Annotated in this window: 17 protein-coding genes and 1 pseudogene; 4 read left to right on the top strand and 14 right to left on the bottom strand. The window is 70.8% G+C overall.

Translation table 11 applies throughout. From position 1 onward, the window contains the following. Positions 1-54: 54 nt before the first annotated feature. The 7 genes from ACFWZ5_RS14940 to ACFWZ5_RS14910 all read right to left on the bottom strand — a co-directional run bounded on the left by ACFWZ5_RS14940 (position 55) and on the right by ACFWZ5_RS14910 (position 7,124). Complete coding sequence (locus tag ACFWZ5_RS14940) at positions 55-987, bottom strand: 2OG-Fe(II) oxygenase family protein (RefSeq protein WP_384790524.1); 933 nt, start codon at positions 985-987, stop codon at positions 55-57. Continuing rightward, positions 984-1,892 (bottom strand): 2OG-Fe(II) oxygenase family protein, encoded by a 909-nt coding sequence (locus ACFWZ5_RS14935; RefSeq protein ID WP_384790526.1) that lies wholly within the window; start codon positions 1,890-1,892, stop codon positions 984-986. The genes ACFWZ5_RS14940 and ACFWZ5_RS14935 overlap by 4 nt, the downstream gene beginning before the upstream one ends. A 63-nt stretch (positions 1,893-1,955) precedes the next feature. Then, positions 1,956-2,897, bottom strand: a complete 942-nt coding sequence (locus tag ACFWZ5_RS14930; protein WP_384790529.1) for a 2OG-Fe(II) oxygenase family protein — start codon at positions 2,895-2,897, stop codon at positions 1,956-1,958. Further along, positions 2,894-4,408: a cytochrome P450 gene (locus ACFWZ5_RS14925; RefSeq protein ID WP_384790532.1), complete on the bottom strand. Its 1,515-nt coding sequence runs from the start codon at positions 4,406-4,408 to the stop codon at positions 2,894-2,896. The genes ACFWZ5_RS14930 and ACFWZ5_RS14925 overlap by 4 nt, the downstream gene beginning before the upstream one ends. Further along, on the bottom strand, positions 4,405-5,319 hold the full coding sequence (locus ACFWZ5_RS14920; RefSeq protein ID WP_384790535.1) for a 2OG-Fe(II) oxygenase family protein: 915 nt from the start codon (positions 5,317-5,319) through the stop codon (positions 4,405-4,407). Before ACFWZ5_RS14920 ends, ACFWZ5_RS14925 begins: the two co-directional genes overlap by 4 nt. After that, a complete protein-coding gene (locus ACFWZ5_RS14915) occupies positions 5,316-6,419 on the bottom strand; it encodes a 2OG-Fe(II) oxygenase family protein (protein ID WP_384890751.1) in 1,104 nt (367 codons plus the stop codon). Before ACFWZ5_RS14915 ends, ACFWZ5_RS14920 begins: the two co-directional genes overlap by 4 nt. Continuing rightward, positions 6,420-7,124, bottom strand: a complete 705-nt coding sequence (locus ACFWZ5_RS14910; protein ID WP_384890748.1) for a tRNA-dependent cyclodipeptide synthase — start codon at positions 7,122-7,124, stop codon at positions 6,420-6,422. Between the two features lie 1,038 nt (positions 7,125-8,162). Here ACFWZ5_RS14910 and ACFWZ5_RS14905 point away from each other — a divergent pair. After that, entirely contained in the window at positions 8,163-9,674 is a 1,512-nt protein-coding gene (locus tag ACFWZ5_RS14905; protein ID WP_384790545.1) for an MFS transporter, read from the top strand. A gap of 227 nt (positions 9,675-9,901) precedes the next feature. On the opposite strand, the gene ACFWZ5_RS14900 is transcribed toward ACFWZ5_RS14905, so the two are convergent. Continuing rightward, positions 9,902-10,696, bottom strand: a complete 795-nt coding sequence (locus ACFWZ5_RS14900) for a metal-dependent hydrolase (protein WP_384790664.1) — start codon at positions 10,694-10,696, stop codon at positions 9,902-9,904. Between the two features lie 121 nt (positions 10,697-10,817). Here ACFWZ5_RS14900 and ACFWZ5_RS14895 point away from each other — a divergent pair, with 121 nt between their 5' ends. The 3 genes from ACFWZ5_RS14895 to ACFWZ5_RS14885 all read left to right on the top strand — a co-directional run bounded on the left by ACFWZ5_RS14895 (position 10,818) and on the right by ACFWZ5_RS14885 (position 14,998). Further along, positions 10,818-13,331, top strand: a complete 2,514-nt coding sequence (locus ACFWZ5_RS14895) for a DEAD/DEAH box helicase (protein ID WP_384790548.1) — start codon at positions 10,818-10,820, stop codon at positions 13,329-13,331. Positions 13,332-13,368: 37 nt separating this feature from the next. After that, a complete protein-coding gene (locus ACFWZ5_RS14890; protein ID WP_384790550.1) occupies positions 13,369-14,274 on the top strand; it encodes an acyl-CoA thioesterase in 906 nt (301 codons plus the stop codon). Between the two features lie 178 nt (positions 14,275-14,452). Further along, positions 14,453-14,998: a tetratricopeptide repeat protein gene (locus ACFWZ5_RS14885; RefSeq protein WP_384790553.1), complete on the top strand. Its 546-nt coding sequence runs from the start codon at positions 14,453-14,455 to the stop codon at positions 14,996-14,998. A gap of 106 nt (positions 14,999-15,104) precedes the next feature. Here ACFWZ5_RS14885 and ACFWZ5_RS14880 read toward each other — a convergent pair whose 3' ends face one another. The 6 genes and pseudogenes from ACFWZ5_RS14880 to ACFWZ5_RS14855 form a co-directional block, all read right to left on the bottom strand. Next, complete coding sequence (locus ACFWZ5_RS14880; protein ID WP_384790556.1) at positions 15,105-16,262, bottom strand: DUF6397 family protein; 1,158 nt, start codon at positions 16,260-16,262, stop codon at positions 15,105-15,107. A gap of 109 nt (positions 16,263-16,371) precedes the next feature. After that, complete coding sequence (locus ACFWZ5_RS14875; protein WP_384790559.1) at positions 16,372-16,785, bottom strand: roadblock/LC7 domain-containing protein; 414 nt, start codon at positions 16,783-16,785, stop codon at positions 16,372-16,374. 400 nt (positions 16,786-17,185) lie between these two features. Continuing rightward, positions 17,186-17,823, bottom strand: a pseudogene (locus ACFWZ5_RS14870) (ATP/GTP-binding protein). Then, entirely contained in the window at positions 17,804-18,214 is a 411-nt protein-coding gene (locus ACFWZ5_RS14865) for a DUF742 domain-containing protein (protein WP_384790562.1), read from the bottom strand. Before ACFWZ5_RS14865 ends, ACFWZ5_RS14870 begins: the two are co-directional and overlap by 20 nt. An 18-nt stretch (positions 18,215-18,232) precedes the next feature. Further along, on the bottom strand, positions 18,233-18,667 hold the full coding sequence (locus tag ACFWZ5_RS14860) for a roadblock/LC7 domain-containing protein (protein WP_384790565.1): 435 nt from the start codon (positions 18,665-18,667) through the stop codon (positions 18,233-18,235). Next, complete coding sequence (locus ACFWZ5_RS14855; RefSeq protein ID WP_384790568.1) at positions 18,664-21,207, bottom strand: nitrate- and nitrite sensing domain-containing protein; 2,544 nt, start codon at positions 21,205-21,207, stop codon at positions 18,664-18,666. Before ACFWZ5_RS14855 ends, ACFWZ5_RS14860 begins: the two co-directional genes overlap by 4 nt. Positions 21,208-21,224: the final 17 nt, after the last annotated feature.

Genomic DNA, 21,224 nt, shown 5'->3' with positions numbered 1-21,224 from the left:
CGTCCGGTGCCGTACCGGCGTGTGACCCGCCCCCTCCCCGGGCCACACGCCGGGTCAGTAGAGCCCTTGGGTGTCCTCCCGGTAGGTGTTGTCGAGGATGTCCTCCAGGAACGTCCCGAACCCCGTCTCCAGGCGGAGCCCGGTGACCGGCTCGTAGGTGAACAGGCCCGGACAGACGGTGTCGTCGAGGCTGCTGTCGACGAACAGCGCGTAGGAGAAGCGGTCGGGCTTGGTGCCCTCCGTGTGCGGCTGGCGCACCACACGGTGGGCGACGGCGGCCACGGGGGTCGCCGTCGACCGGGTCAGGATCTCCATCGCGCAGCCGAAGTTCACGATGAAGGTGCCCGGGACCGGGTCGATGGGGTGCCAGCCGCCGTCCCTGTCGACCTCCAGGCCGCGCTCCGTGGAACGCAGCACCGTCACCCAGCCGGAGTCCTTGTGGACGTTCAGGCCCCGCGCGGCCACTTCGGGGCGGAAGTGGTTGAAGGTGAGGGTGTGTGTGCCGTGCGGGGTGAGGCTGTGTCCCGTGGCCTCGTCCCACAGGGCGCGGGGCAGGTCGAGACGCCTGAGAACCGCGCGCTGCACGTCGAGGGCGAAGTCCCGCATGGCGGCGGCCTGCCGGGCGAGCGCGGCCGGGTAGACCCGCTCCCACCAGGCGCTCTCCAGGAAGAACTGCTCGGTCTGGTCGGCGTCGCGGCAGAAGTACCCCTGGTGGCGGCCCAGCCGCTCGGGCGTCCAGCGCTGGAACCCTCGGTAGGGGTCCGATTGAAGGTCCGTCCGCTCCTGCCGGGGGAGGTAGAAGGAGCGGGCGAACCGGTCTCCGGCGGACAGGTCCATGCCCGCGGGCTGCGCGACGTAGAAGAAGCCGTCCCGCAGCGCGCGCCGCAGCCCGTCCGGGTGGGTGAAGTGCAGTTCTCCATCGCGCAGTTCGGCCAGCTGCCAGTCGTGCGGCCGGGCCGTCGTCGGGTGTTCCCGCGCCGTGCTCATATGCGGGAGTGGAACTCGTAGCCGAGCTTGCCCGCCTTCTCCACGGAGAAGTCACGGAAGCCTTGGTACTCGTGCAGCGTGCCCCTCGTGTCGTACTGGTAGAGGGACATGTCGTAGCGGGGACCCATGTAGATGGTGAACGAGGAGCGGTCCGGGGCGCCCGCGTCCGGGCGCAGTTCGGGGACGCGGTGGTAGACGGCGGTCACCGGCCGCGGCAGCTTTCTGGTCAGGACCCGGAAGGCGTCGCCGAGGTTGACGGTGAAGTGTCCCGGGCGCTCCCGGACGGGAAGCCAGCGGCCCCGGTGGAGGATCTCGTAGCCGGGCTGGTCGGTGCAGATCGTGGTGATGAACCCGCTGTCGGAGTGCTCGACGATCCCCGCCCGGTCGCTCAGGCCCGCGCGGTAGTGGTTGACCGTGGTGTAGCACAGGCCGGTGTCCTGCCGGGCGCCGCCGGTGATCAGCTCGCGGTCCTCCTCGGGCACTCCCGCCGCGTCGAAGACGCCGTACAGGGTGTCCAGGGTGAGGTCCCGCATCCGCCGCAGCACCGCGGTCACCTCGTCGGGCAGGTACTCCTGCCACAGCCGGCTCTCCAGCTGGAGCTGCTCCACCTGGTCGGGGCGGTCCTCGTAGCCCAGCTGGGAGGCGGGGTGGCCGTGCTCGCGGTGGCCGCGGTGGCGGTCGTGCGGGTCGCCGCTCGCGGGCTGGTAGAAGCTGCGGCAGAAGGCGAGGCCCGCGCTCACGTCGAGGCCGTCGGGCACGGCCAGGTTGAACGCGCCGAGGCTGAGGGCCTCGTCGGCGCCGTCCGACGTGGCGAACCGCAGCCGGCCCCCGTCGACCGCGGCGGCGGGCAGCGTGAGGTGGGTGTCCTCGCTTACGGCGTGCGTGCCTGCGGTGTCCGTCGTCATCCTGCTGCTCCCCTGGTGTGCCTGGTCTGGTGGGTCACTGCGCCGGTCCTGCCTCCGCGGCGCTCACAGGGCGCCCTGGTCGTCATAGGTACGGCTCACCTCCTGGACGGCGAAGTCGGCGACGGACTGCACGGGCCGTGCCGTGCCCCCTTCGAGCCGGTAGACGGTGCCGTCGAGACGGGAGTCCAGGAACGTCACGTACGAGGTCCGGTCCGGGCGCCCGGCGGGCCGCTCGGTGGAGACGACGCCGTGCACGTTGGCGCGCACGGGCCGGGGCAGGTTCTCGGTGAGCACTTCGAGGGAGCTGCCGAAGTTCACGATGAAGTGGCCGGGTTCGGGGTTGATGGCGCCGAGCTCTCCTTCGATGAGCCCGAGCAGGCCCGGTTCGACGGAGCGGAGCACCGTCACCCAGCCCGAGTCGCGGTGGAACTTGCAGCCGCGCGTCTCCTTCTCGGAGCGGAAGTGGTTGAACGCGAGCATCTGGTGGCCGCGGTCGTCCGTGAGCCCTCCCGACACCTCGCCCCACAGGTCCCGCGGGATGTCCAGGTGCCGCAGGACGGCCCGCAGGACGGCGACGCCGAGCCCGGTCATCCCGTGCCCGAGCGCGGCGACCTCCTTGGGAAGGAGCGCCCAGTTGGCCCGCTCGATGTAGAAGTTCTCCCACTGGTCGTGCTCACGGTCGAAGTAGCCCTGATACGCGCCGGGCACCGGGAACGCGCGGAAGCCGCGGTAGCGGTCCAGGTCGTCCCCCACCCGGTCCTCGTGGAAGTGCGCGGCGAACCGGTCCCCTGCCTCGGTGTCGAGCCCGTCGGGGATGCGCAGCAGGAAGAACCCCTGCGCCAGCGCGCGGTCGAACCCGCCGGGCCGCTCGAATTCCAGCTCGTCACCGTCGAGCCGGGACCGTTCCAGGGCGATCGGCGGGTACGAGGCGAGCGCCTCGCGCTCGCCGGGCATCGCGGGCAGGCTGACCGGGGCCCGCGCCGTCTCGGAGTGGTGGGTGGTCATGGCGTCGGCTCCCTGTGGCGCTGGAGGGTGAGCGTTCCCGGCTGTGCGGGCCGCGGCATGGAGGCGTGCTGCTTCAGCCGGAGGTCGGTGCCCTGGAGGTCGACTCCGTAGTGGCCGTACAGCTCCGTGAGGATCAGGGACTGCATGCGCACCGAGAACAGCCGCCCGGGGCACTTCCGCGGGTTCCGCTCGGCGTTGACCATGCTGAACGAGTTGATCTCGTACCGGCCTCGGGAGAGCAGCGACGAGACCGTCTCACGCCCGGAGCGCACGATCGCCTGGATGTTGGCGGGGGCGAAGCGGCAGGGCTCGGGGAACACCGCGGGGTCGCGGTTGGCCTGCCTCCGGTCCAGCCACAGCATGGTGCCCGACGGCACGGTCACGGTCGCGCCCCGGTGGTGCAGCGTGAACGGCTCGGTCGTACGGCGCCACAGGGCGCTGGGGTTGGAGCCGCCGAGGCGTACGGCCTCCAGGACGGCGAGGTCGATCACGGACGGGGTCGCGCCGACGCCCGGGCACCGCGGATTCCTGGCCTCCGCCGTGACGGCCGCCTTCACCTCCGGATCCGCCTCCACGTACCCGAGCGCCCACATCAGGCTCAGGGCCGTGGTGTCGTACGCCGCCACGATGACCGTGCCGAGTTCCTTCACGCGGGCGGTGTCCAGGGCGGCCACGGCCGCGCGGGTGAAGGGCTGCTCCCACAGCGCGAAATAGCGCCGGATCATATTGGACGCGGGCGCGGCGGCCAGGGCGTCGAAGTTGGCCGTCAGAAGGTCGCGCACGAAGGGGACGATGACGTCGAACTCGCGCATCGCCCGCGGGTTGTCGTTGGCGATGACGTCGGACGCGAGGTCGAAGAAGCCCCGCACGACGCGGCCGTAATCCGCCGAGTGCAGATAGGCGGGCAGGGGCCGCTGGGTGAGGTCGAGGACACCGGGGATCATGCTGTCGACGTACGCCGTCAGGGACAGCGTGAAGTCGTCCAGCGGGGTGGGCCGGCCCGCCGCGCGGGCGAGGTGGTCGGCGGTGTGGCGCCGGATGTCGGGGGCGATGCCCTCGACGAACTTGGCGCTGCCGAGGGAGCGTTCGACGGCGGCCCGCTTCGCCGGGCGGTCCGGGTGGTCGTGGGGCAGGGAGCCCATGAAGTCGCCGAACAGCTCGCGGTTGGCGTCGGTCGACGGCGCGAGGACGTCGTCGCCGGCGAGCGCGGTGTTGGTGATCTGGTAGACGGCTAGCCGCTCCCCCAGCCAGAACGTGCACAGGCCGCCGTTCTCCTCCGCGAGGGCGCTGATGCCGGAGTCGCGGAAGTACTGCGACGCGGGCTCGCCGCGGACGACGGTCGCCTCGTGGAACGCCGGGGCGTGCCCGTGCAGGCGGCTGGGGCCCGGGTGGTGGGCGAGCACGCCGGGGAAGGGGGCGGCGGGGCCGTTGGGGAGGGGGATGGGGCGGGGGCCTCGGGGGGTGGGGCGGGGCTCGCTCAGCGCGGGGCTGCTGTCGGCGGAGACCTTCATGACGGACCGCCCGCGTCGGCGGCGACGGCCTCGGGCCGGGCGATGCCGAAGTCGGCGTGCCGGTCGGACCAGGTCTGCTCGTTGAACTCGCGCAGGAAGTCGGCGGAGCTGCGGACGGCGGCCGCGGATCCGTCCGCGTGGACCTGGTAGAGGTCACCGGTGGCGGGCGGGTTGGCGAAGGCCGCGAAGGAGAAGCGGTCCGCCGCACCCGGTGCCGGGGTGCACTGTCTGACCCGGTGCAGGATCGCCTTCACGGGGTGGGGCAGGGCGGCGGTGAGCAGCTCGAAGGCGCCGCCGAAGTTCACGACGAAGTGGCCGGGCAGGGGGTCGACGGGCACCCAGGCGCCGTCGACAAAGGCCTCAAGGCCGGGTTCCTCGTTGTAGAGGACGGTGACGAACCCGGTGTCCTTGTGCGGGGCGCAGCCCAGTTGGGCGCGCTCGGACCGGTAGTGGTTGGCCGCGAACCAGTGGGTGCCGTGGCCGTCGACAGCGCCGCCGGTGATCTCGCTCCACCGCTCCGGCGCGATGCCGAGCTCGGTCATGGCGCAGCGCAGCACCAGGAGCGTCAGGGCGCTCATCTTCTCGCTCATGGTGAGCAGTTCGGGCGGGAAGTGGCGGGCGCGGCCGGGGCCGTCGATGAGCAGGTGCTCGGTCTGGAAGTGCTCGCGGTCGAAGTAGATGCCGTCGAGCGCGCTGAATCCGCGGTAGGCGCGGGTCACCCCGGGGCCGTCATCGGGTGCGCGGTAGAACTCGCGGCACAGGGTGATGCCGGGGCCCGGGTCGAATCCGGCGGGGATGCCGAGCAGGAAGCAGCCGTCACGGAGCGCGCGGGGCAGACCGTCGGGGGCGTCGAAGGCCAGCCGGTCGTCGTCGACGACCGCGCGCTGGAGGGTCAGGGGCGGGGCGGTCATCGGCGGTCGCCTTCCGGCGGGGCGGACGGTCCGGGGGTGCCTCGCGAGGGGGCGGAGGCCTCGGGCTGGCCGCCGGGTTGGGACGCGTCGGATTCAGGCGCGTCAGGCTCGGGCACATGGGGTTCGGGCGTGCCGGGTTCGGGCGCGTCGGTGCCCGCGTAGATCTCGTAGTCGTTCTCGTCGATGAGCTCACGCGAGCCGCAGACCCGCTCGAGGCCGCTGCCGTGTACGTAGCGGTAGATGCCCTCGTCCTCGCCGGGCAGGCAGCCGCTGGAGCTGAAGTGCCCGAAGCTGGAGCGGTCGTCCTGCTGGCGCGCGACCCGGTGCATGATCGCGGCGACGGGCATGCGGCTGCTCGCGGTGAGGATCTCCATGGACAGGCCGAAGTTGACGATGAAGCAGCCGGGATCGGCCGGGACGGTCTCCCAGTGGTCCTCGCGGCTGACTTCGAGCCCGGGGGCGGTCGTCCGCAGGATGGTGAGGAAACCGTCGTCCTTGTGGGAGCTGAGCCCGATCTCCTCACGCGCGGGCCGGTAGTGATTGAACGTCAGGTGGTACGAGCCCTCGGCCCGCGAGCAGCCTCCGGTCGCCCGGCGCCAGTCGCGCTCGGGGATGCCCACGTGAGTGAGCACGGAGCACAGCACGGCCCGGGCGAGCCGGGTGAGCGCCTCGCCGAGCGCGGCGATCTCCGCCGGATAGCCGGCGCTCCAGAAGCGCCGCTCCAGGAGGAACTGCTCGATCTGGTTGACGCGTTGGTGGAAGCCGAGGAGCGGGTCGCCGAACTGGTCGCTGCCGATGTCACGGAACCGGCCGTAGGGCGTGGCGGCCGGACCCTCGTAGAACTGCCGGGCGAAGGCGTCGCCCGCGGCCACGTCGATCCCGCCGGGGATCTCCAGGAGAAAAACGCCGTCACGGAATGCGCGATTACGGGTCGCGGAATCACCGAAGTCAAGGACTCCGTCGACGACGCGGGCCCTTTCGAGTTGCGCAGCGCCGAGTGCGGGCCGACCTGGTGAGCGCTTCGCGTAGACGTCTTTGTATATCTTGCCGCGTCGTATCTCGGGGACGAGGCCATGGGCTCGGGGTGCCGCGCTCACCATTCACCGGCCTTTCAGATGGAGGGAAACCACGATGAGTTCACGCAGCTCATCGAGCGCACCGGGATGCGCTCCCTGCGCTATCTCGGACAGCGTGCTGAACGAGCCCGGGTAGACCATGACGGGAAGCCCCCGCCCGGTGAGGCAGGCGAAGACGGCGAACTCCTCCAGGAAGTAGTCACTGGACATGCGGATGCGCCTGTCCCACTCGGCCTCGCTGATCCCGCAGGCCCGCTTCCGGTGATAGGCGTGCCCGAACGACTCCACCGACGTGCGAAACGTGTCGTTCTCCTCGAAGAACGCCCGCAGTTTGTTGTGGAAGTCGCCGTACTCCGCCCAGGTCTGCACCTCACCGCAGGTCAGCAGGGTGAAGTCGGTGCTCTCCCGGTACTCGTCGAAGATCTCCCCCGAGGTCTGCTCGAAACAGCGACCGAGTTCCAGCGCCCTGCTCCGGGCCGCGTCGGGGGCCATGCCCTGGGTCGATTCCAGGGTGAGCCGGTGAATGCTGTCACCGACGAGCACGGTGCAGCGGTCGAACCTCCGCGATATCCACTTGACCATGCTCGCGAGTTTCGGTGTGGTGAAGTTGCTGTTCTCAAGGCTGACTCCGAGAAAACAGGTGTCGTGCTGCTCGAAGGTACCCCTGCTCGATTCCGGGGAGACGGCTGCTATTTCGGCCTTGTAGCGCGTCCTGCGGGTCCGCGCCACCTGCCTCACCGGCGTAACGATCTCCTGCGCGTCTAACGACATCACATCCGCCTGAGTCCGTGGGGAGAAGTGCAGGAATTGCTTGCGTCGAGACTCACCACAGCATTTTCGGGCAGCCCGGAACGCCCTGGGGAGGCGTGGAGACAAACATCCCGCGACTGCCGTTCATTGCCGCATGAAAGTACTAACAGGAGGTTGAAGCGGCAGCCAACACCCCGGGGTCGGATTCAGGCCGCGCTGTCAAGGATCCGCACGTTTCCGGCTTTTCGCGGCAGCGCCCCAGGCCGCGCATGCGCAGACGAGGTGAAGGTCATCGCGAAGGCGGCCGGGTGCCACGTTTGGTGACACACCTGTCGCGCGGCGTACCGCCCGTGGTCGGAGTGAGGGCGCGCGGCGAGCCGTTCGCGCGCCACTGACCTGGTGCTTCGCCCATGCCACGACGGGCCGAACAGCTGCGCGCCGACGGGCTGTCGCCCGCCGCGCACCACCGCACCGAACGGACGTCCACGTTCCCGCCCTTGATGGCTGAATACGGCCCTCGCGGCGCCGAATTGCGGAGCTTCCTCCCTCTCTACGGCACATAGGCAATGGCAGAACCAGGCCCGCCGGGACGGCGCGACCGGGCGCGCCGGACGGGGTTGGCAAGCGCATCGGCCTCAGTTACGGTGATGTTGCTTCAGCCGCTCGTCGGGCTGTCGAGCCGTGGACCTGAGCAGGGGCGACCCGCTCGCACGGCCCCAACGACGAGGCGCCTCAAGCCCTTTCGCGGACAGCCCGCCCCCCCCTTCCGGCTTCCGCTTCTTCCCTCCCTCCACGCTTTCGAGCAGCGACGCCCCCTGCCCCGGGGCCTTCTCCGGCTGCGCCAATCCCCCACCGCCAGCACCTCAACCGCCGTACGGCCGTGCGGCGACGACCATGACGCGCGCTGCCCGGACGCCACGGAAGACAGCACCGACAGCAGCGCGCCAGCGGAGTCCAAAGCCGTGAGCACCAGGACCAAGAGGAGGCCAGGGCCGTGATGACGAGGAACACAAGAGCGTGGAGGAACACAAGAGCGTGGAGGAGCGCACGAGCGTGGAGCACACGAGCGTGGAGCACGCGAGCATGGAGGGGCGCACGAGCGTGAAGACCACGCACGCGAAGGCCGACAGTGCCGTTTCCCCACCGCACGCCACCCGCCGATGGGCGCTGTTCGCCATGTCCATCGGGGTGTTCTGCATCCAGCTCGACTCGTTCGGGCTGAACCTCGCACTCCCGCAGATCGGCCGCGACCTCCACGCCGGCGGGGACGGTCTGCAGTGGGTGATCAGCGCATATCTGCTGTCCACCGGCACCCTGATGCTGGGCGCGGGCCGCCTGGGCGATCTCTTCGGCCGCCGACGGCTGCTCGTCGCCGGGCTCGCCCTGTTCGGTCTGTCGTCGCTCGTCTGTGCGCTCGCCTCGACGCTGCCCGTCCTCGTCGGCGCCCGGGTGGCGCAGGGCGCGGGCGCCGCCATGATCATGCCGGTGGGTCTGTCGCTGCTGACCAACGTCTACCCGGCCGAGCTGCGCGGCCGCGCCACCGGCCTGGCCCTCGGCATCGGCGGCATCGCCACGGCCTGCGGACCCTTCATCGGCGGCCTCCTCACCGAGGCGGTGTCCTGGCGGGCGATCTTCTGGATCAACGTGCCCCTCGCCGCCCTCGGCGCGCTCTGCGCCGCCCGCACGGCCGAGAGCTACGACACCAGCGCACCCCGCACCGTCGACTGGAGCGGCCTGCTCACCGCCACCGCCGCGCTCGCGGCACTGAGCGTCCTCATCGACCGCGGCCGCGACTGGCGGTGGCCCCTCGTCCTGTGCGGCACGGTGGTCCTCCTGGTCCTGCTCGCCCTGTTCGTGCGCCGTGAACGCGCCGTCGCCCACCCACTCGTGGAACTGAGCCTCTTCCGCAACGGCCCCTTCATGGCGCTCACCCTCACCGGCGCGGCGGCCAACACCGCGACCGTGATGTTCCTGTTCGTCGTCCCCCTGACCCTCCAGGGGCAGTGGGACCTGTCCGTTGCCGTGGCGGGTGCCGCGTTCCTCGCGCCGGCGCTGGCGATGGCGCTCGCGGGGCCGCTCGCCGGTCGGGTGCCGTCGCGGGCGGCGGCGCGGCTGATGCTGGGGTGCCTGAGCGCGGGGGCGCTCGTCCTCGGGTGTCTGTCCTGGGCGTCCTCCCTCGCGGTGTACCTGGCCGTCGCCGTCGCGGGCGGCGCGGTCCTCGGCGTGGCCAACTCGCTGACCCTGATCGCCACGCAGGCGGTGATCCGCCCCGAGCGGGCCGGCGAGGCGTCCGGGGTCACCAAGACCGTCATCACTGTGGCGGCCGGTCTCGGGGTGGGCCTTGCCGGGGCCGTCACGAGTCAGGACGGCGGCGTGGGCTCCGAGGCGGCCGCCGACACGGCCCTGCGGATCACCGCACTCGGGTGCCTCACCGCGTGCCTGGTCCTGGCGGTGTGGATCAGGACGAGAGAGCGGGCGAGCCGACGGGCCGGGGACCCGGCGAGCGAGCGCTCCCCTGACTACCGGTGAGCCGTGGTACGCCGCTCGCGGCGATGACGGCCGACTGGCACCAGGGCGCTCACCGCGCCGGCAGAGACGGCACACCCCCGCCACCTCACCGCCCCATCGGAGACGGCACGGCCCCAGCACCAGGAGCAGCCCCAGAAGCAAGGACAGACACAGGAGCAGAGTCAGGGACTGGGACAGGGACCGAGACGGCGACGGCGACGGCGACGGCCTCAGATGAAGCGACGGCCTCAGATGAAGTTGAGCGCGGCCGCGCCGCCCACTCCCCCGAGCAGCATGAACACCGGCATCAGCACCTTCAGCTCGACCCAGCTCCCGGCCCGGAACCGCAGCGCCCGCGGCGGCCCCACCGGATACCAGCGCTTCCGCCCGATCGGGATGGGCCAGAGGATCGGGCAGCCGGACACGGTCAGCGCGTCCCCGATGTCGTGCACCAGCGCCCCCAGGACGACCGGCAGACCCAGCCACAGGTACTCCTGGCCCGACCCCGTGAACAGCCAGTCCGAACCGTTGCCCGGTTTGTCCAGCACACCGGCCATGATCCACGCGCTGGTCGCCGCGAGCAGCCACACCAGCACGTCGCTGCTCGACCCGCGGGCCGCCCGCCACAGCAGACCTTCGATGGCGAGCACCATATGCACGAAGAGCAGCGCGAGCACCGCCCAGCGTCCACCGACGACCGCGAGCACCGACGAGCCCGCGCCGATCAGCACCGCCCACACCCACGTGTGCGTGAGCGTGCGGTGCCCACCGGAGCGCCGCGGGTCGCCGGCCTTGCGGGTCGACCGGTAGACGGCGTACGAGAGCTTGTCGACGATCTCGCACAGGCCCCGGGAGACCGGGCCGAAGGCGCGCGAGATGGTCGCCGACCTGTGGTCGAGGTCGGGTGCGAGTGCCGCCCCGGCGCAGATCAAGGCGCCGACGAGCAGCACCGGCCAGGGCATCGCATGCCCGGCGGCCGCCGTGGCCGCGCCCACCCCCAACCAGGCCGCCGCCCCCGACAGAGAGTGTGCCGGTCCCATCATCGCTGCTGCCCGCCCCATTTCTGTAGTTCTGACGCCCCGTTGGCGAGACAGCGTAGCGTTCGTGATCTTCGTACGGGCGTCCGGTTCCCGGATCGGGTCGAAAGGGAGGCAAGATGGGGGTGTGACCCTTATCGATCAGCTGCCGCCGGACGCCGACCCCGATGCCCTTTACGAAGCCTTCGAAGGCTGGGCTCAGGAGCGCGGCATCACCCTCTATCCGCACCAGGAGGAGGCGCTGATCGAGGTGGTCTCCGGCGCGAACGTGATCGTGTCGACACCCACCGGCTCCGGCAAGAGCATGATCGCCGCGGGCGCGCACTTCGCGGCGCTCGCCCGTGACGAGGTCACCTTCTACACCGCTCCGATCAAGGCGCTGGTGTCGGAGAAGTTCTTCGAGCTGTGCAAGGTCTTCGGCACGGAGAACGTCGGCATGCTCACCGGCGACGCCTCCGTCAACGCCGACGCCCCGGTGATCTGCTGCACCGCCGAGGTGCTCGCCTCGATCGCGCTGCGCGACGGCAAGGACGCCGACATCGGCCAGGTCGTGATGGACGAGTTCCACTTCTACGCGGAGGCGGACCGCGGCTGGGCCTGGCAGATCCCGCTGCTCGAACTTCCGCAGGCGCAGTTCATCCTCATGTCGGCCACGCTCGGCGACGTCTCGATGTTCGAGAAGGACCTCACCCGTCGCACGGGCCGCCCCACCTCGGTCGTCCGCTCCGCGACCCGCCCGGTCCCGCTGTCGTACGAGTACCGCCTGACGCCCATCACCGAGACGCTCACCGAGCTCCTCGACACCAAGCAGGCCCCGGTCTACATCGTGCACTTCACACAGGCGCAGGCCGTGGAGCGGGCGCAGTCGCTGATGAGCATCAACATGTGCACGCGCGCGGAGAAGGACCAGATCGCCGAGCTGATCGGCAATTTCCGCTTCACCACCAAGTTCGGCCGCAACCTCTCGCGGTACGTACGGCACGGCATCGGCGTCCACCACGCCGGCATGCTGCCCAAGTACCGGCGGCTCGTGGAGAAGCTCGCCCAGGCCGGGCTCCTCAAGGTCATCTGCGGTACGGACACCCTCGGCGTCGGGGTGAACGTCCCGATCCGCACCGTCCTGTTCACCGCGCTCACCAAGTACGACGGCAACCGCGTGCGCACGCTCCGGGCGCGCGAGTTCCACCAGATCGCGGGCCGTGCCGGGCGCGCGGGCTTCGACACGGCCGGCTTCGTCGTGGCGCAGGCGCCCGAGCACGTCATCGAGAACGAGAAGGCCCTGGCCAAGGCGGGCGACGACGCGAAGAAGCGCCGCAAGGTGGTGCGCAAGAAGGCGCCCGAGGGCTTCGTGGGGTGGACCGAGAGCACCTTCGAGAAGCTCATCGCCTCCGAGCCTGAGCCGCTGACCTCGCGCTTCCGTGTGACCCACACCATGCTCCTCTCGGTGATCGCTCGTCCCGGCAACGCCTTCGAGGCGATGCGTCGTCTTCTGGAGGACAACCACGAGCCGCGCAAGCAGCAGCTGCGCCACATCCGCCGCGCCATCGCCATCTACCGCTCGCTGCTCGACGGCGGCGTGGTCGAGAAGCTGGACGAGCCGGACGCCACCGGCCGCATCGTGCGTCTGACCGTCGATCTGCAGCAGGACTTCGCGCTCAACCAGCCGCTGTCGACCTTCGCCCTCGCCGCGTTCGAACTGCTCGACCCCGAGTCGCCCTCGTACGCCCTCGACATGGTCTCCGTCGTGGAGTCCACCCTCGACGACCCCCGTCAGATCCTCGCCGCCCAGCAGAACAAGGCGCGCGGGGAAGCCGTGGCACAGATGAAGGCCGACGGCGTCGAGTACGAGGAGCGGATGGAGCGACTGCAGGACATCTCCTACCCCAAGCCGCAGGAGGAGCTCCTCTTCCACGCGTACAACACGTACCGCACCAGCCACCCCTGGGTCGGCGACCATCCCCTGTCCCCGAAGTCCGTCATCCGGGACATGTACGAGCGGGCGCTGTCCTTCACCGAGTTCACCTCGTTCTACGAGCTCGCCCGCACCGAGGGCATCGTGCTTCGCTACCTCGCGAGCGCGTACAAGACCCTGGAGCACACCATCCCGGACGATCTGAAGTCCGAGGACCTGGAGGACCTGATCGCCTGGCTCGGCGAGATGGTCCGCCAGGTCGACTCCAGCCTCCTCGACGAGTGGGAGCAGCTCGCCAATCCGGAGGAGATGACGGCCGAGGAGGCCCAGGAGAAAGCCGACCAGGTCAAGCCGGTCACAGCCAACGCCCGCGCCTTCCGCGTCCTCGTGCGCAACGCGCTCTTCCGCCGGGTCGAGCTCGCCGCCCTCGACCATGTGGAGGAGCTGGGCGAGCTGGACGAGGAGTCCGGCTGGGACGCGGACGCCTGGGGCGAGGCCATGGACAAGTACTGGGACGAGTACGACGACCTCGGCACCGGCCCCGACGCGCGCGGCCCCAAGCTGCTGCGCATCGAGGAGGACTCCGAGCACGGTCTCTGGCGCGTCCGCCAGACGTTCGCCGACCCCAACGGCGACCATGACTGGGGCATCAGCGCGGAAGTCGATCTCGCGGCTTCCGACGCGGAGGGCCGCGCCGTCGTCCGGATCACGGACGTCGGCCAGCTCTGACCGCACCCCGTTCCCGGACAGGAGTCGAGGACCCGCCATGAACAATCCCGCCGACCGCCTGGTCGATCTGCTGGACCTGGAGCAGATCGAGCTCAACATCTTCCGCGGCCGAAGCCCGCAGGAGTCGCTGCAGCGCGTGTTCGGCGGGCAGGTCGCCGGGCAGGCGCTGGTCGCCGCGGGCCGCACCACCGAGGGCGACCGCCCGGTGCACTCGCTGCACGCGTACTTCCTGCGGCCCGGCCGCCCGGGCGTGCCGATCGTGTACCAGGTGGAGCGGGTGCGGGACGGCCGTTCCTTCACCACGCGCCGCGTCACGGCGGTCCAGCAGGGTCGCACCATCTTCAATCTCACCGCCTCCTTCCATCAGCCCGAGCAGGGCGCCTTCGAACACCAGCTCCCGCCGCGTCTCACCGCTCCCGACCCGGAGTCGCTCCCGACGGTCGCCGAGGAGATCAAGGAGCACCTGGGCGCGCTCCCCGAACAGCTGGAGCGCATGGCCCGGCGGCAGCCCTTCGACATCCGCTATGTGGACCGGCTGCGCTGGACCGCAGAGGAGGTCAAGGACGCCGAGCCGCGCAGCGCGGTGTGGATGCGTGCCGTCGGCCCGCTGGGCGACGACCCGCTCGTGCACACCTGCGCGCTCACCTACGCCAGCGACATGACCCTCCTCGACGCCGTCCGCATCCCGGTCGAGCCGCTGTGGGGCCCGCGTGGATTCGACATGGCGTCGCTCGACCACGCCATGTGGTTCCACCGTCCCTTCCGCGCCGACGAGTGGTTCCTGTACGACCAGGAGTCGCCGATCGCGACGGGGGGCCGCGGACTGGCCCGCGGCCGCATCTACGACCGCGAGGGGAAGCTTCTCGTCTCGGTCGTCCAGGAGGGTCTTTTCCGCCCGCACACTCCCCGCCACATGGGCACCTCATCGGGCTCGGAGGCCTGATCCATAGACTGGGCCCGGACCTCGGTGGGACGGATGGGGAAGCTCGGTTGACGGAACATGGTTCCTCCTGACGTGGGGGGCCAGGGCTCTGCCTCAACAGGCGGGCCCACCGAGGGGCAGGGACAGGGAGGTCGGCTCCCCCATACCGAGGGGGCCGACGTGGGGACAGGAGCAGCGCGTGAACGACAGCACCACCGTGGGCGAAGGCACCGGCGCGGAGGGTCAGTCGGGCGACAGCCGTGACCAGGTTCTGGCGCAGGCCGTTCGACTCCGCGAGAGCGGCCGCCGCGAGGAGGCCCGCGACCTCCTGCTCGCCCTGAGCGAGCGTCACCCCGACGACGCGGACGTGGCGTACCAGACGGCTTGGGTGCACGACACGCTCGGCCTCGAAGCCGAAGCGCTGCCGCACTACCTCCGCGCGATCCAGCAACCGGGTCTCTCGGACGCCGACCGCCGAGGGGCGCTGGTTGGCCTCGGCAGCACGTACCGGATCCTCGGCAAGTATCCGGAGGCCGTCGCCACGCTTCGTGACGCGTCCGCGGAGTTCCCCGACGACGGAGCGCTCAAGACCTTCCTGGCCATGGCGCTGTACAACACCGGCGACAGCCACGACGCGGTGGCGATCCTGCTGAAGCTGCTCGCCGCCACAAGCCAGGACCCGGAGATCATCGGATACCGCCCGGCGATCGAGCACTACGCCGAGGACCTCGACGCGACGGTCTAGCTCCTACCGCCCGGCTCTCTCCGCCCAGGTCACCGTGAACAGCTCGCCGTTCCCGGTGCTCCTCGCCGCTCCCCGCGCTCTGCGCTACGCCATCTGACCACCACGGTTAAACGCGCCTGCGTCGAAGCCACTTGAGCAACCCTCGCGGCTCCACGCTCGGCTCGGTGCCTGCGGGTCGGCTCACTCGCGGGTCCACTGCCTCCGATCCGTCACGCAGGGGGACGGGGCTCAGCGGCGGCAGCGGAGGCGCCGGGTGCGGTACGAGGTGCGGGTGCGGGTGCGGTACAGGATGCAGGTTCGACACTGGGTGTGTGTGAGAGCTGGTGGACCCGGTGGGTGGCCGATCAGGCCGCGGAGCGGGGCGCTGCCGCCGGGCCTCCATCAGGCCCAGGGTCAGGCTTGCCCGCAGCCAGCTGATCTCGTCCGGGTCGTCCCCTGTCGTGATCCGCTCGACGACGCGTGCCGTCGGCGAGTCGGGGGCGGCCCTGGTGAGCGGATCCGGCCTGAGGCGGTTCAGGTAGGAGCGTTCGTACGGGTCCCTGGCCACTCCCGCGAGCCGCATCGGGTCGAGGAACGAGGCGGTGACGGCGGCGCGCTCCCATGGGTCTTCCAACTGCCGGAGCAGGAGGCCGACCTGGCGGCGTCGCCAGGTGCGGCCCCGCAGGTCCGCCCCGCTCGCCACACGGGCGCGCACCGTGTCCGGCGCGCGACCGCTGAGCAGCGGGGCATTGATCTCGGCGGCGGCGAACTGCCGTAGCTCTTCGGCGAGATAGAGCCAGACGACGGCACGGTAGCGATTGACGTAGAATTTTACCGGCGTGAGCACGCCCGCACGGGCGAGGCGGGTGAATCGGTCCCGCGTGATATCCATCAGAGCCGCGCCGTCCGCGGTCCCGACGGTCTCGATCTGCTCCCGCAAGGACTCCGGGAAACCAGGAGTGGCGCGCACCCGGCCGATCTCCTCGCGTGACACGCGGCGGCGTCCGCCCGCCGGGTCGGCTACCGTGCGGATATGGCCGAGCAGGACGGCCAGTTCGAACTCTCCGCGTTTCAGCTCCAGTTCGCGTGCCGCGCTGCTGCGCGCGAGCGAGGATGGCTGCGCGTCCGGGGTGGTCGGCTCCGCAACGGTGTCGGCGGGTGCAGCGAAGGAGCCGGGCGCGGTGGATGTGCCGAGCTCGGTTGGTGGGGCGGGCGCGCCTGGTGGAGCGGGCGCGGCGGATGCAGCGGATCGAGGCTGTGGAATGGTGTGCGTGTCGCCAGTCATGGCGGTTCTCCCCCGTGCTTGGTCATTGCTCGTGAAAAAACCGTAGCTCGCGAGGCACACATCCCGCTCGGCCTGTGGATAACTCTGAAATCGCTAATGTCTTTGCAGGTCAGAGATCTACGACTGGTGTCCGCTCCGGATGGCGCGCGCCTACGCCGAGATGCTCCCCGACGCGGTTCACCAGCAGTGTCATCTCATACGCGACCTGACCGATGTCGGCCTGCGCCGAGCTGAGGACACACAGACAGCTACCCTCGCCCGCGGCGGTCACGAACAGCACCGCGTCGTCGAACTCGATCATCGTCTGGCGTACGTTGCCCGCGTGGAAGTGGCGACCCGAGCCCTTGGCCAGGCTGTGCAGGCCGGACGAGACGGCCGCCAGATGTTCGGCGTCCTCGCGCTGCAGGTCCGAACTCGCCCCGGTCACGAGCCCGTCGTTGGACAGCACCAGCGCGTGCCGGACATGTTCCACTCGCTTCGTCAGGTCGTCGAGGAGCCAGCCGAGCCCCGTGTTCTGCGCCATGATCCCTTCTCCCCCTGCGTCCCTCCCCCTGGCTGGAGGATCTGACCTGTCAGCCTTCCCCACCTCCGGCATCCCGGCAAGCATGAAGGGGACATGGCACAGAAGATGACCGATGGCCGGTGGCGGGCCCTCGTCCCGCACGGCGTCCCGCACCGGCAAGTTGTCGATCACCAGGACCGGCGGCAGCCCTGGCTTCGCACCGGTCCGGCTCCTTCGCGAAGGGGATGACCTGGTGTTCAACACCGTGTAGGGCAGTGTCAAGGGGCGTCATCTCGCACGTGACGGGCGTGTGGCGTCGTGCGTGGACGGCATTCAGCCTCGATGCGCCTTCAAGGTGCTCGCGCACGCCGACGTGTCCGCCTCACCACGGGCACAGCCGCCCGGTTGTCCCGCCCCCGCGTCACCCCACCGAGTCGAGCAGCCGGGCGGCATGCTGGCGCCCGGCGTACTCGACCAGTCGGATCAGCACCTCCTTTCCTGAGTCGCGGTCCCGTGCGTCGCACAGCACCACGGGGGTGCCACGGTCGAGGTCGAGGGCTCGTGACACTTCGCGTGCGCCGTACGTCCGTGCGTCGGCGAAGCAGTTGACGGCCACCACGAACGGGATGTGCCGGTGCTCGAAAACGGGATGTGCCGGTGCTCGAAGAAGTCCACGGCGGGGAAGCAGTCCTCGAGGCGTCGGGTGTCCGCGAGGACGACGGCGCCGAGGGCTCCTTGTGACAGCTCGTCCCAGAGGAACCAGAAGCGGTCCTGGCCGGGTGTTCCGAAGAGGTACAGCGACAGGCCGGATCTGATGGTGATGCGGCCGAAGTCCATCGCGACCGTCGTCGTGACCTTCCGGTCCACTCCTTCCGTGTCGTCCACGGACTGGCCCGCCTCGCTGAGGAGTTCCTCGGTGCGCAGCGGTCGGATCTCGCTGACCGCGCCGACCAGCGTGGTCTTGCCCACGCCGAAGCCGCCGGCGACCAGGATCTTCAACGCCAGGGCGGTGCTCTCGCCGGTTTCGCCTGCCGTGGCGTCAGAGTGCTCGGAGCCCATCGATCACCTCTCGAAGGATCTTCTCGTCGGGTAGTTGGGCGGGCGGCACGGGCCGGTGCACCTGGACGAGGCCCGCCTCCAGGAGGTCGCCGAGCAGTACGCGGACCACGCCCACGGGCAGGTCCGCCCCGGCGGCGAGTTCCGCGACGGACTGGGTCTCGGCGCGGCACAGTTCGATCAGCGCCCGGTGTTCGGGACCAAGTGCCGTGTCGGCCGGTCCGGGTGCGTTCTCGTCGAGGGTGACGAGTGCGATCAGGTCGAAGCGCACCCCGCTGGGCGCCGGTCTGGTCCGTCCGCCCGTCATCGCGTAGGGGCGGACGAGGGGCCCGGCCTCGTTGTCGTACCACTGGCTGCCGTGCTCGCGTGCGCTGCCGGTCCTGTCGTCGGTCATGGCTGGCTGCCGCCTCGGTCATCCGGAGCTCGGCGGCGTCTCGGGGAAGCGCGCCGGGGTGTGCAGGTGCTCGCCGACGCGCTTGACCATCCGTGCCATCTCGTACGCGACCAGGCCGATGTCGGCTGTGACCGTGCTCAGGACGGCGAGACAGGAACCGTCTCCGGCCGCGGCCACGAACAGGAAGGCGTCGTCCATCTCGACCATCGTCTGACGCACGCCGCCCGCTCCGAAGTGGCGCCCCGCGCCCTTGGCGAGGCTGTGGAACCCCGAGGCGACGGCGGCCAGGTGCTCGGCGTCCTCGCGGGTGAGGCGTGTCGAAGCACCCACCGCGAGCCCGTCGTTGGACAGCACCACTGCGTGCCGCACATCGCCGACGCGCACCACCAAGTCGTCGAGCAGCCAGTCGAGTTCGCCGGTTCCCCCGGCGGTGAGGCTCGATTCCTGGATCATGCGGGGTCTCCTTCACTGCTGTCACTTCCCATGGCCGACCCATGGGCGTCCGGGACGGCGCCGATGACGCCGGGCAGGTGCCCGCCGCCACGGGCCCACCCCTCCCGGTAGGCGGCCATCCGGTCGCGTACGTGCTCCGGAGTGCGCTCGTCGTCCTCGTGGACGTCCGCCGTCGCGGGTTCCGGGGCGATCGGGCGCTCGCGCAGTTGCGGGGCCAGGCTCGCCTGGCGCACCCGGCGCGGGAGTTCGTCCGAGGGGGCTTCGGTCCGGGCTCCGGTGTCCGGGGGCTTGCGCAGGCGGAGTGCGGTGACCCCTGGGGGTGCGGAGTCCGGTGGGTCGTTGGTGGAGCCGAGCGCGGGGCGACCGGCTGACGCCGCCAGGGAGGTGCCGTGTGCGGCGACTTCCGGTACACGCGCGTACGTGGCCTTCTCATGCTCCCGGGAGCCCTCTGGGACGTGTTCCGCTGGTGCGGTGAGGGTGGCGGTGCTGTGCAGGAGTGCGGTGGGCAGCAGGACGACGGCGGTGGTGCCGCCGTAGGGCGAGGTCCGCAGGTGCACCTTGATTGCGTGCCGAGCGGCGAGCCTGCTCACTACGAAGAGGCCCAGTCGGTCGCTGTCGAACAGGTCGAGCGCCTCGGACTGCTCGATCCGTCGGTTGGCCGCGGTGAGCGCGTCCGCTCCCATGCCGAGGCCGCGGTCCTCGATCTCCAGGGCGTAGCCGTTGCCCACGGGTTCCCCGGTCACCCGCACCTTGGTGTGGGGTGGCGAGAACTGGGCGGCGTTCTCGACGAGTTCGGCCAGGAGGTGGGTGACATCCGCGACCGCGGCGCCGACGACCGCGGCGGCGGGCAGTTGGCGCACTTCCACGCGCGCGTAGTCCTCGACTTCGGAGACGGCGGCGCGGACGACGTTGGTGAGCGGGACCGGAATCCGCCAGGCTCGGCCCGGTGCGGCTCCGGAGAGGATGATCAGGCTCTCCGCGTGTCGCCGCATGCGGGTCGTGAGGTGGTCGAGCCGGAACAGGTCGCTGAGCTCGTTCGGATCCTCGACCCTTCGCTCCATGGTGTCCAGGAGGGTGAGCTGCCGGTGCACGAGGACCTGGCTGCGGCGGGCGAGGTTGACGAAGACCCCGGAGATGCCGCTGGCGAGCTCGGCTCGTTCGACGGCGGCGCGCAGGGCGGCCCGGTGCACGGTGCCGAGAGCTTCGGCGACCTGGCCCGTCTCGTCCTCGGCAGGTGGTCCTTGCGGCGCTTCCGCAGGGATGTCGACCTCCTCCCCCGCACGTAGTTTCCGCATGGCTCCGGGGAGTTGGCGGCGCGCGATCTCCAGGGCACGGTTGCGCAGGCCGACGAGTTCGACGACCAGGCCGCGTCCGATGCTCACGGAGATCACGAGCGAGGCCACGACTGCGGCGAGCCCCAGCAGCACCGCCGCCCCGGCCGCGGTGAACACGCCGCGCTTCCATGGGTCGGCGCGGTCGGCGGCGTCGCGTGCGGCCCGCTCCGCGAGGGCGCGCTGGCCGTCGCGCACGGTCGCGTGGGCGGTGTCCCAGGTGCGGGCGGGAGCCGCTTCCAGGGCTTGCTTGCCCGGCTGCGCGACGAGCACCTTGTCCTCGACCGCGCGTACGTCGGCGTGCGCGCTCCCCTGGGCGAGGCGCTGCCACGCGTCGCGTTCGGGTCCGCGCAGGTCCGTCACGGCCGCTTCGACAAGGGTCTGCCGGGTGTCCGCGGCGCCGGTGAAACGGCGCAGCCGCTCTCCGTCGAGCGTGCCCATCAGGCGCGCGCTGGTCAGCAGCACGTCCTCCCGCGCGAGCATTTCACCCGCCCGGGAGAATTCCAGCAGCACGCGCGCGTGGGTGCCCTGTTCGGCACTCTGGAGGCCCGACAGCGCTCCTCCGACTCCGAAGGCCGCGGAGATGGTTTTCGTGTACTGCCCGTAGGCGTTGTCCCATCCGGTGCGGCGGTCGAGCAGGGCGGCACGCACCGTGCGCAGCCGTTCGGCGCCGCTGACAAACTGTTCAAGGCGGCGTCCCACGGGTGCGGGCAGGCCTGTGCCGTCGGCGACGGTGTCGTCCTTGCCGAGGCGGAGCTTCGCCACGGCCCGGTCGGTGCGGGCGGCCTGGCGTGTCAGGGCTGTCTCCCGGTCCGCGGTGGGCTTGGTGGCGTATCGCACGGCTGCGGCGCGTTCGGCCTGGAGCTCGGTGACGGCTGCGGCGACCGGGGCCCGCACGGTGGCGTCGGCGCGCTGGGTCTGCCGCAGCGCGGCGACGTCCTGGGCGGTGCTCACGGTCGCGTACGCCCACAGGGCGAGCAGCGAGACGACCGGCACCATCAACAGGCATACGACCTTCGCGCGTATGGTGCGCGGGCGCAGCCGCCAGTGTCCCGCGCGTGGGTGCGTGTTCGGCGGTGTGGTCCCGGTGTGCTCCTTTGTTGCGGGGGGTTCCTCGGCGGGCGGACCCGCGTGTGCTCTGCGGCCGCGGGTCGGCGGCACTGGTGGGGGCGGTGTGCCGGTGTCGGGGGTGCTCCGGGGTATGCGCATGGCCTCCTCGCTCGGAT

The organism is Streptomyces sp. NPDC059003, from assembly GCF_042740445.1.
Lineage (GTDB): Bacteria > Actinomycetota > Actinomycetes > Streptomycetales > Streptomycetaceae > Streptomyces.
This window is presented reverse-complemented; position numbering and strand designations above follow the sequence as displayed.

Excerpts from the sequence above, each read along its gene's own strand:
- ACFWZ5_RS14900 (WP_384790664.1), bottom strand. The coding sequence starts at position 10,696 with ATGATGGGACCGGCACACTCTCTGTCGGGGGCGGCGGCCTGGTTGGGG.
- ACFWZ5_RS14940 (WP_384790524.1), bottom strand. The coding sequence starts at position 987 with ATGAGCACGGCGCGGGAACACCCGACGACGGCCCGGCCGCACGACTGG.
- ACFWZ5_RS14920 (WP_384790535.1), bottom strand. The coding sequence starts at position 5,319 with ATGACCGCCCCGCCCCTGACCCTCCAGCGCGCGGTCGTCGACGACGAC.
- ACFWZ5_RS14925 (WP_384790532.1), bottom strand. The coding sequence starts at position 4,408 with ATGAAGGTCTCCGCCGACAGCAGCCCCGCGCTGAGCGAGCCCCGCCCC.
- ACFWZ5_RS14915 (WP_384890751.1), bottom strand. The coding sequence starts at position 6,419 with ATGGTGAGCGCGGCACCCCGAGCCCATGGCCTCGTCCCCGAGATACGA.
- ACFWZ5_RS14875 (WP_384790559.1), bottom strand. The coding sequence starts at position 16,785 with ATGGCGCAGAACACGGGGCTCGGCTGGCTCCTCGACGACCTGACGAAG.
- ACFWZ5_RS14890 (WP_384790550.1), top strand. The coding sequence starts at position 13,369 with ATGAACAATCCCGCCGACCGCCTGGTCGATCTGCTGGACCTGGAGCAG.
- ACFWZ5_RS14880 (WP_384790556.1), bottom strand. The coding sequence starts at position 16,262 with ATGACTGGCGACACGCACACCATTCCACAGCCTCGATCCGCTGCATCC.
- ACFWZ5_RS14935 (WP_384790526.1), bottom strand. The coding sequence starts at position 1,892 with ATGACGACGGACACCGCAGGCACGCACGCCGTAAGCGAGGACACCCAC.
- ACFWZ5_RS14930 (WP_384790529.1), bottom strand. The coding sequence starts at position 2,897 with ATGACCACCCACCACTCCGAGACGGCGCGGGCCCCGGTCAGCCTGCCC.
- ACFWZ5_RS14865 (WP_384790562.1), bottom strand. The coding sequence starts at position 18,214 with ATGACCGACGACAGGACCGGCAGCGCACGCGAGCACGGCAGCCAGTGG.
- ACFWZ5_RS14855 (WP_384790568.1), bottom strand. The coding sequence starts at position 21,207 with ATGCGCATACCCCGGAGCACCCCCGACACCGGCACACCGCCCCCACCA.
- ACFWZ5_RS14860 (WP_384790565.1), bottom strand. The coding sequence starts at position 18,667 with ATGATCCAGGAATCGAGCCTCACCGCCGGGGGAACCGGCGAACTCGAC.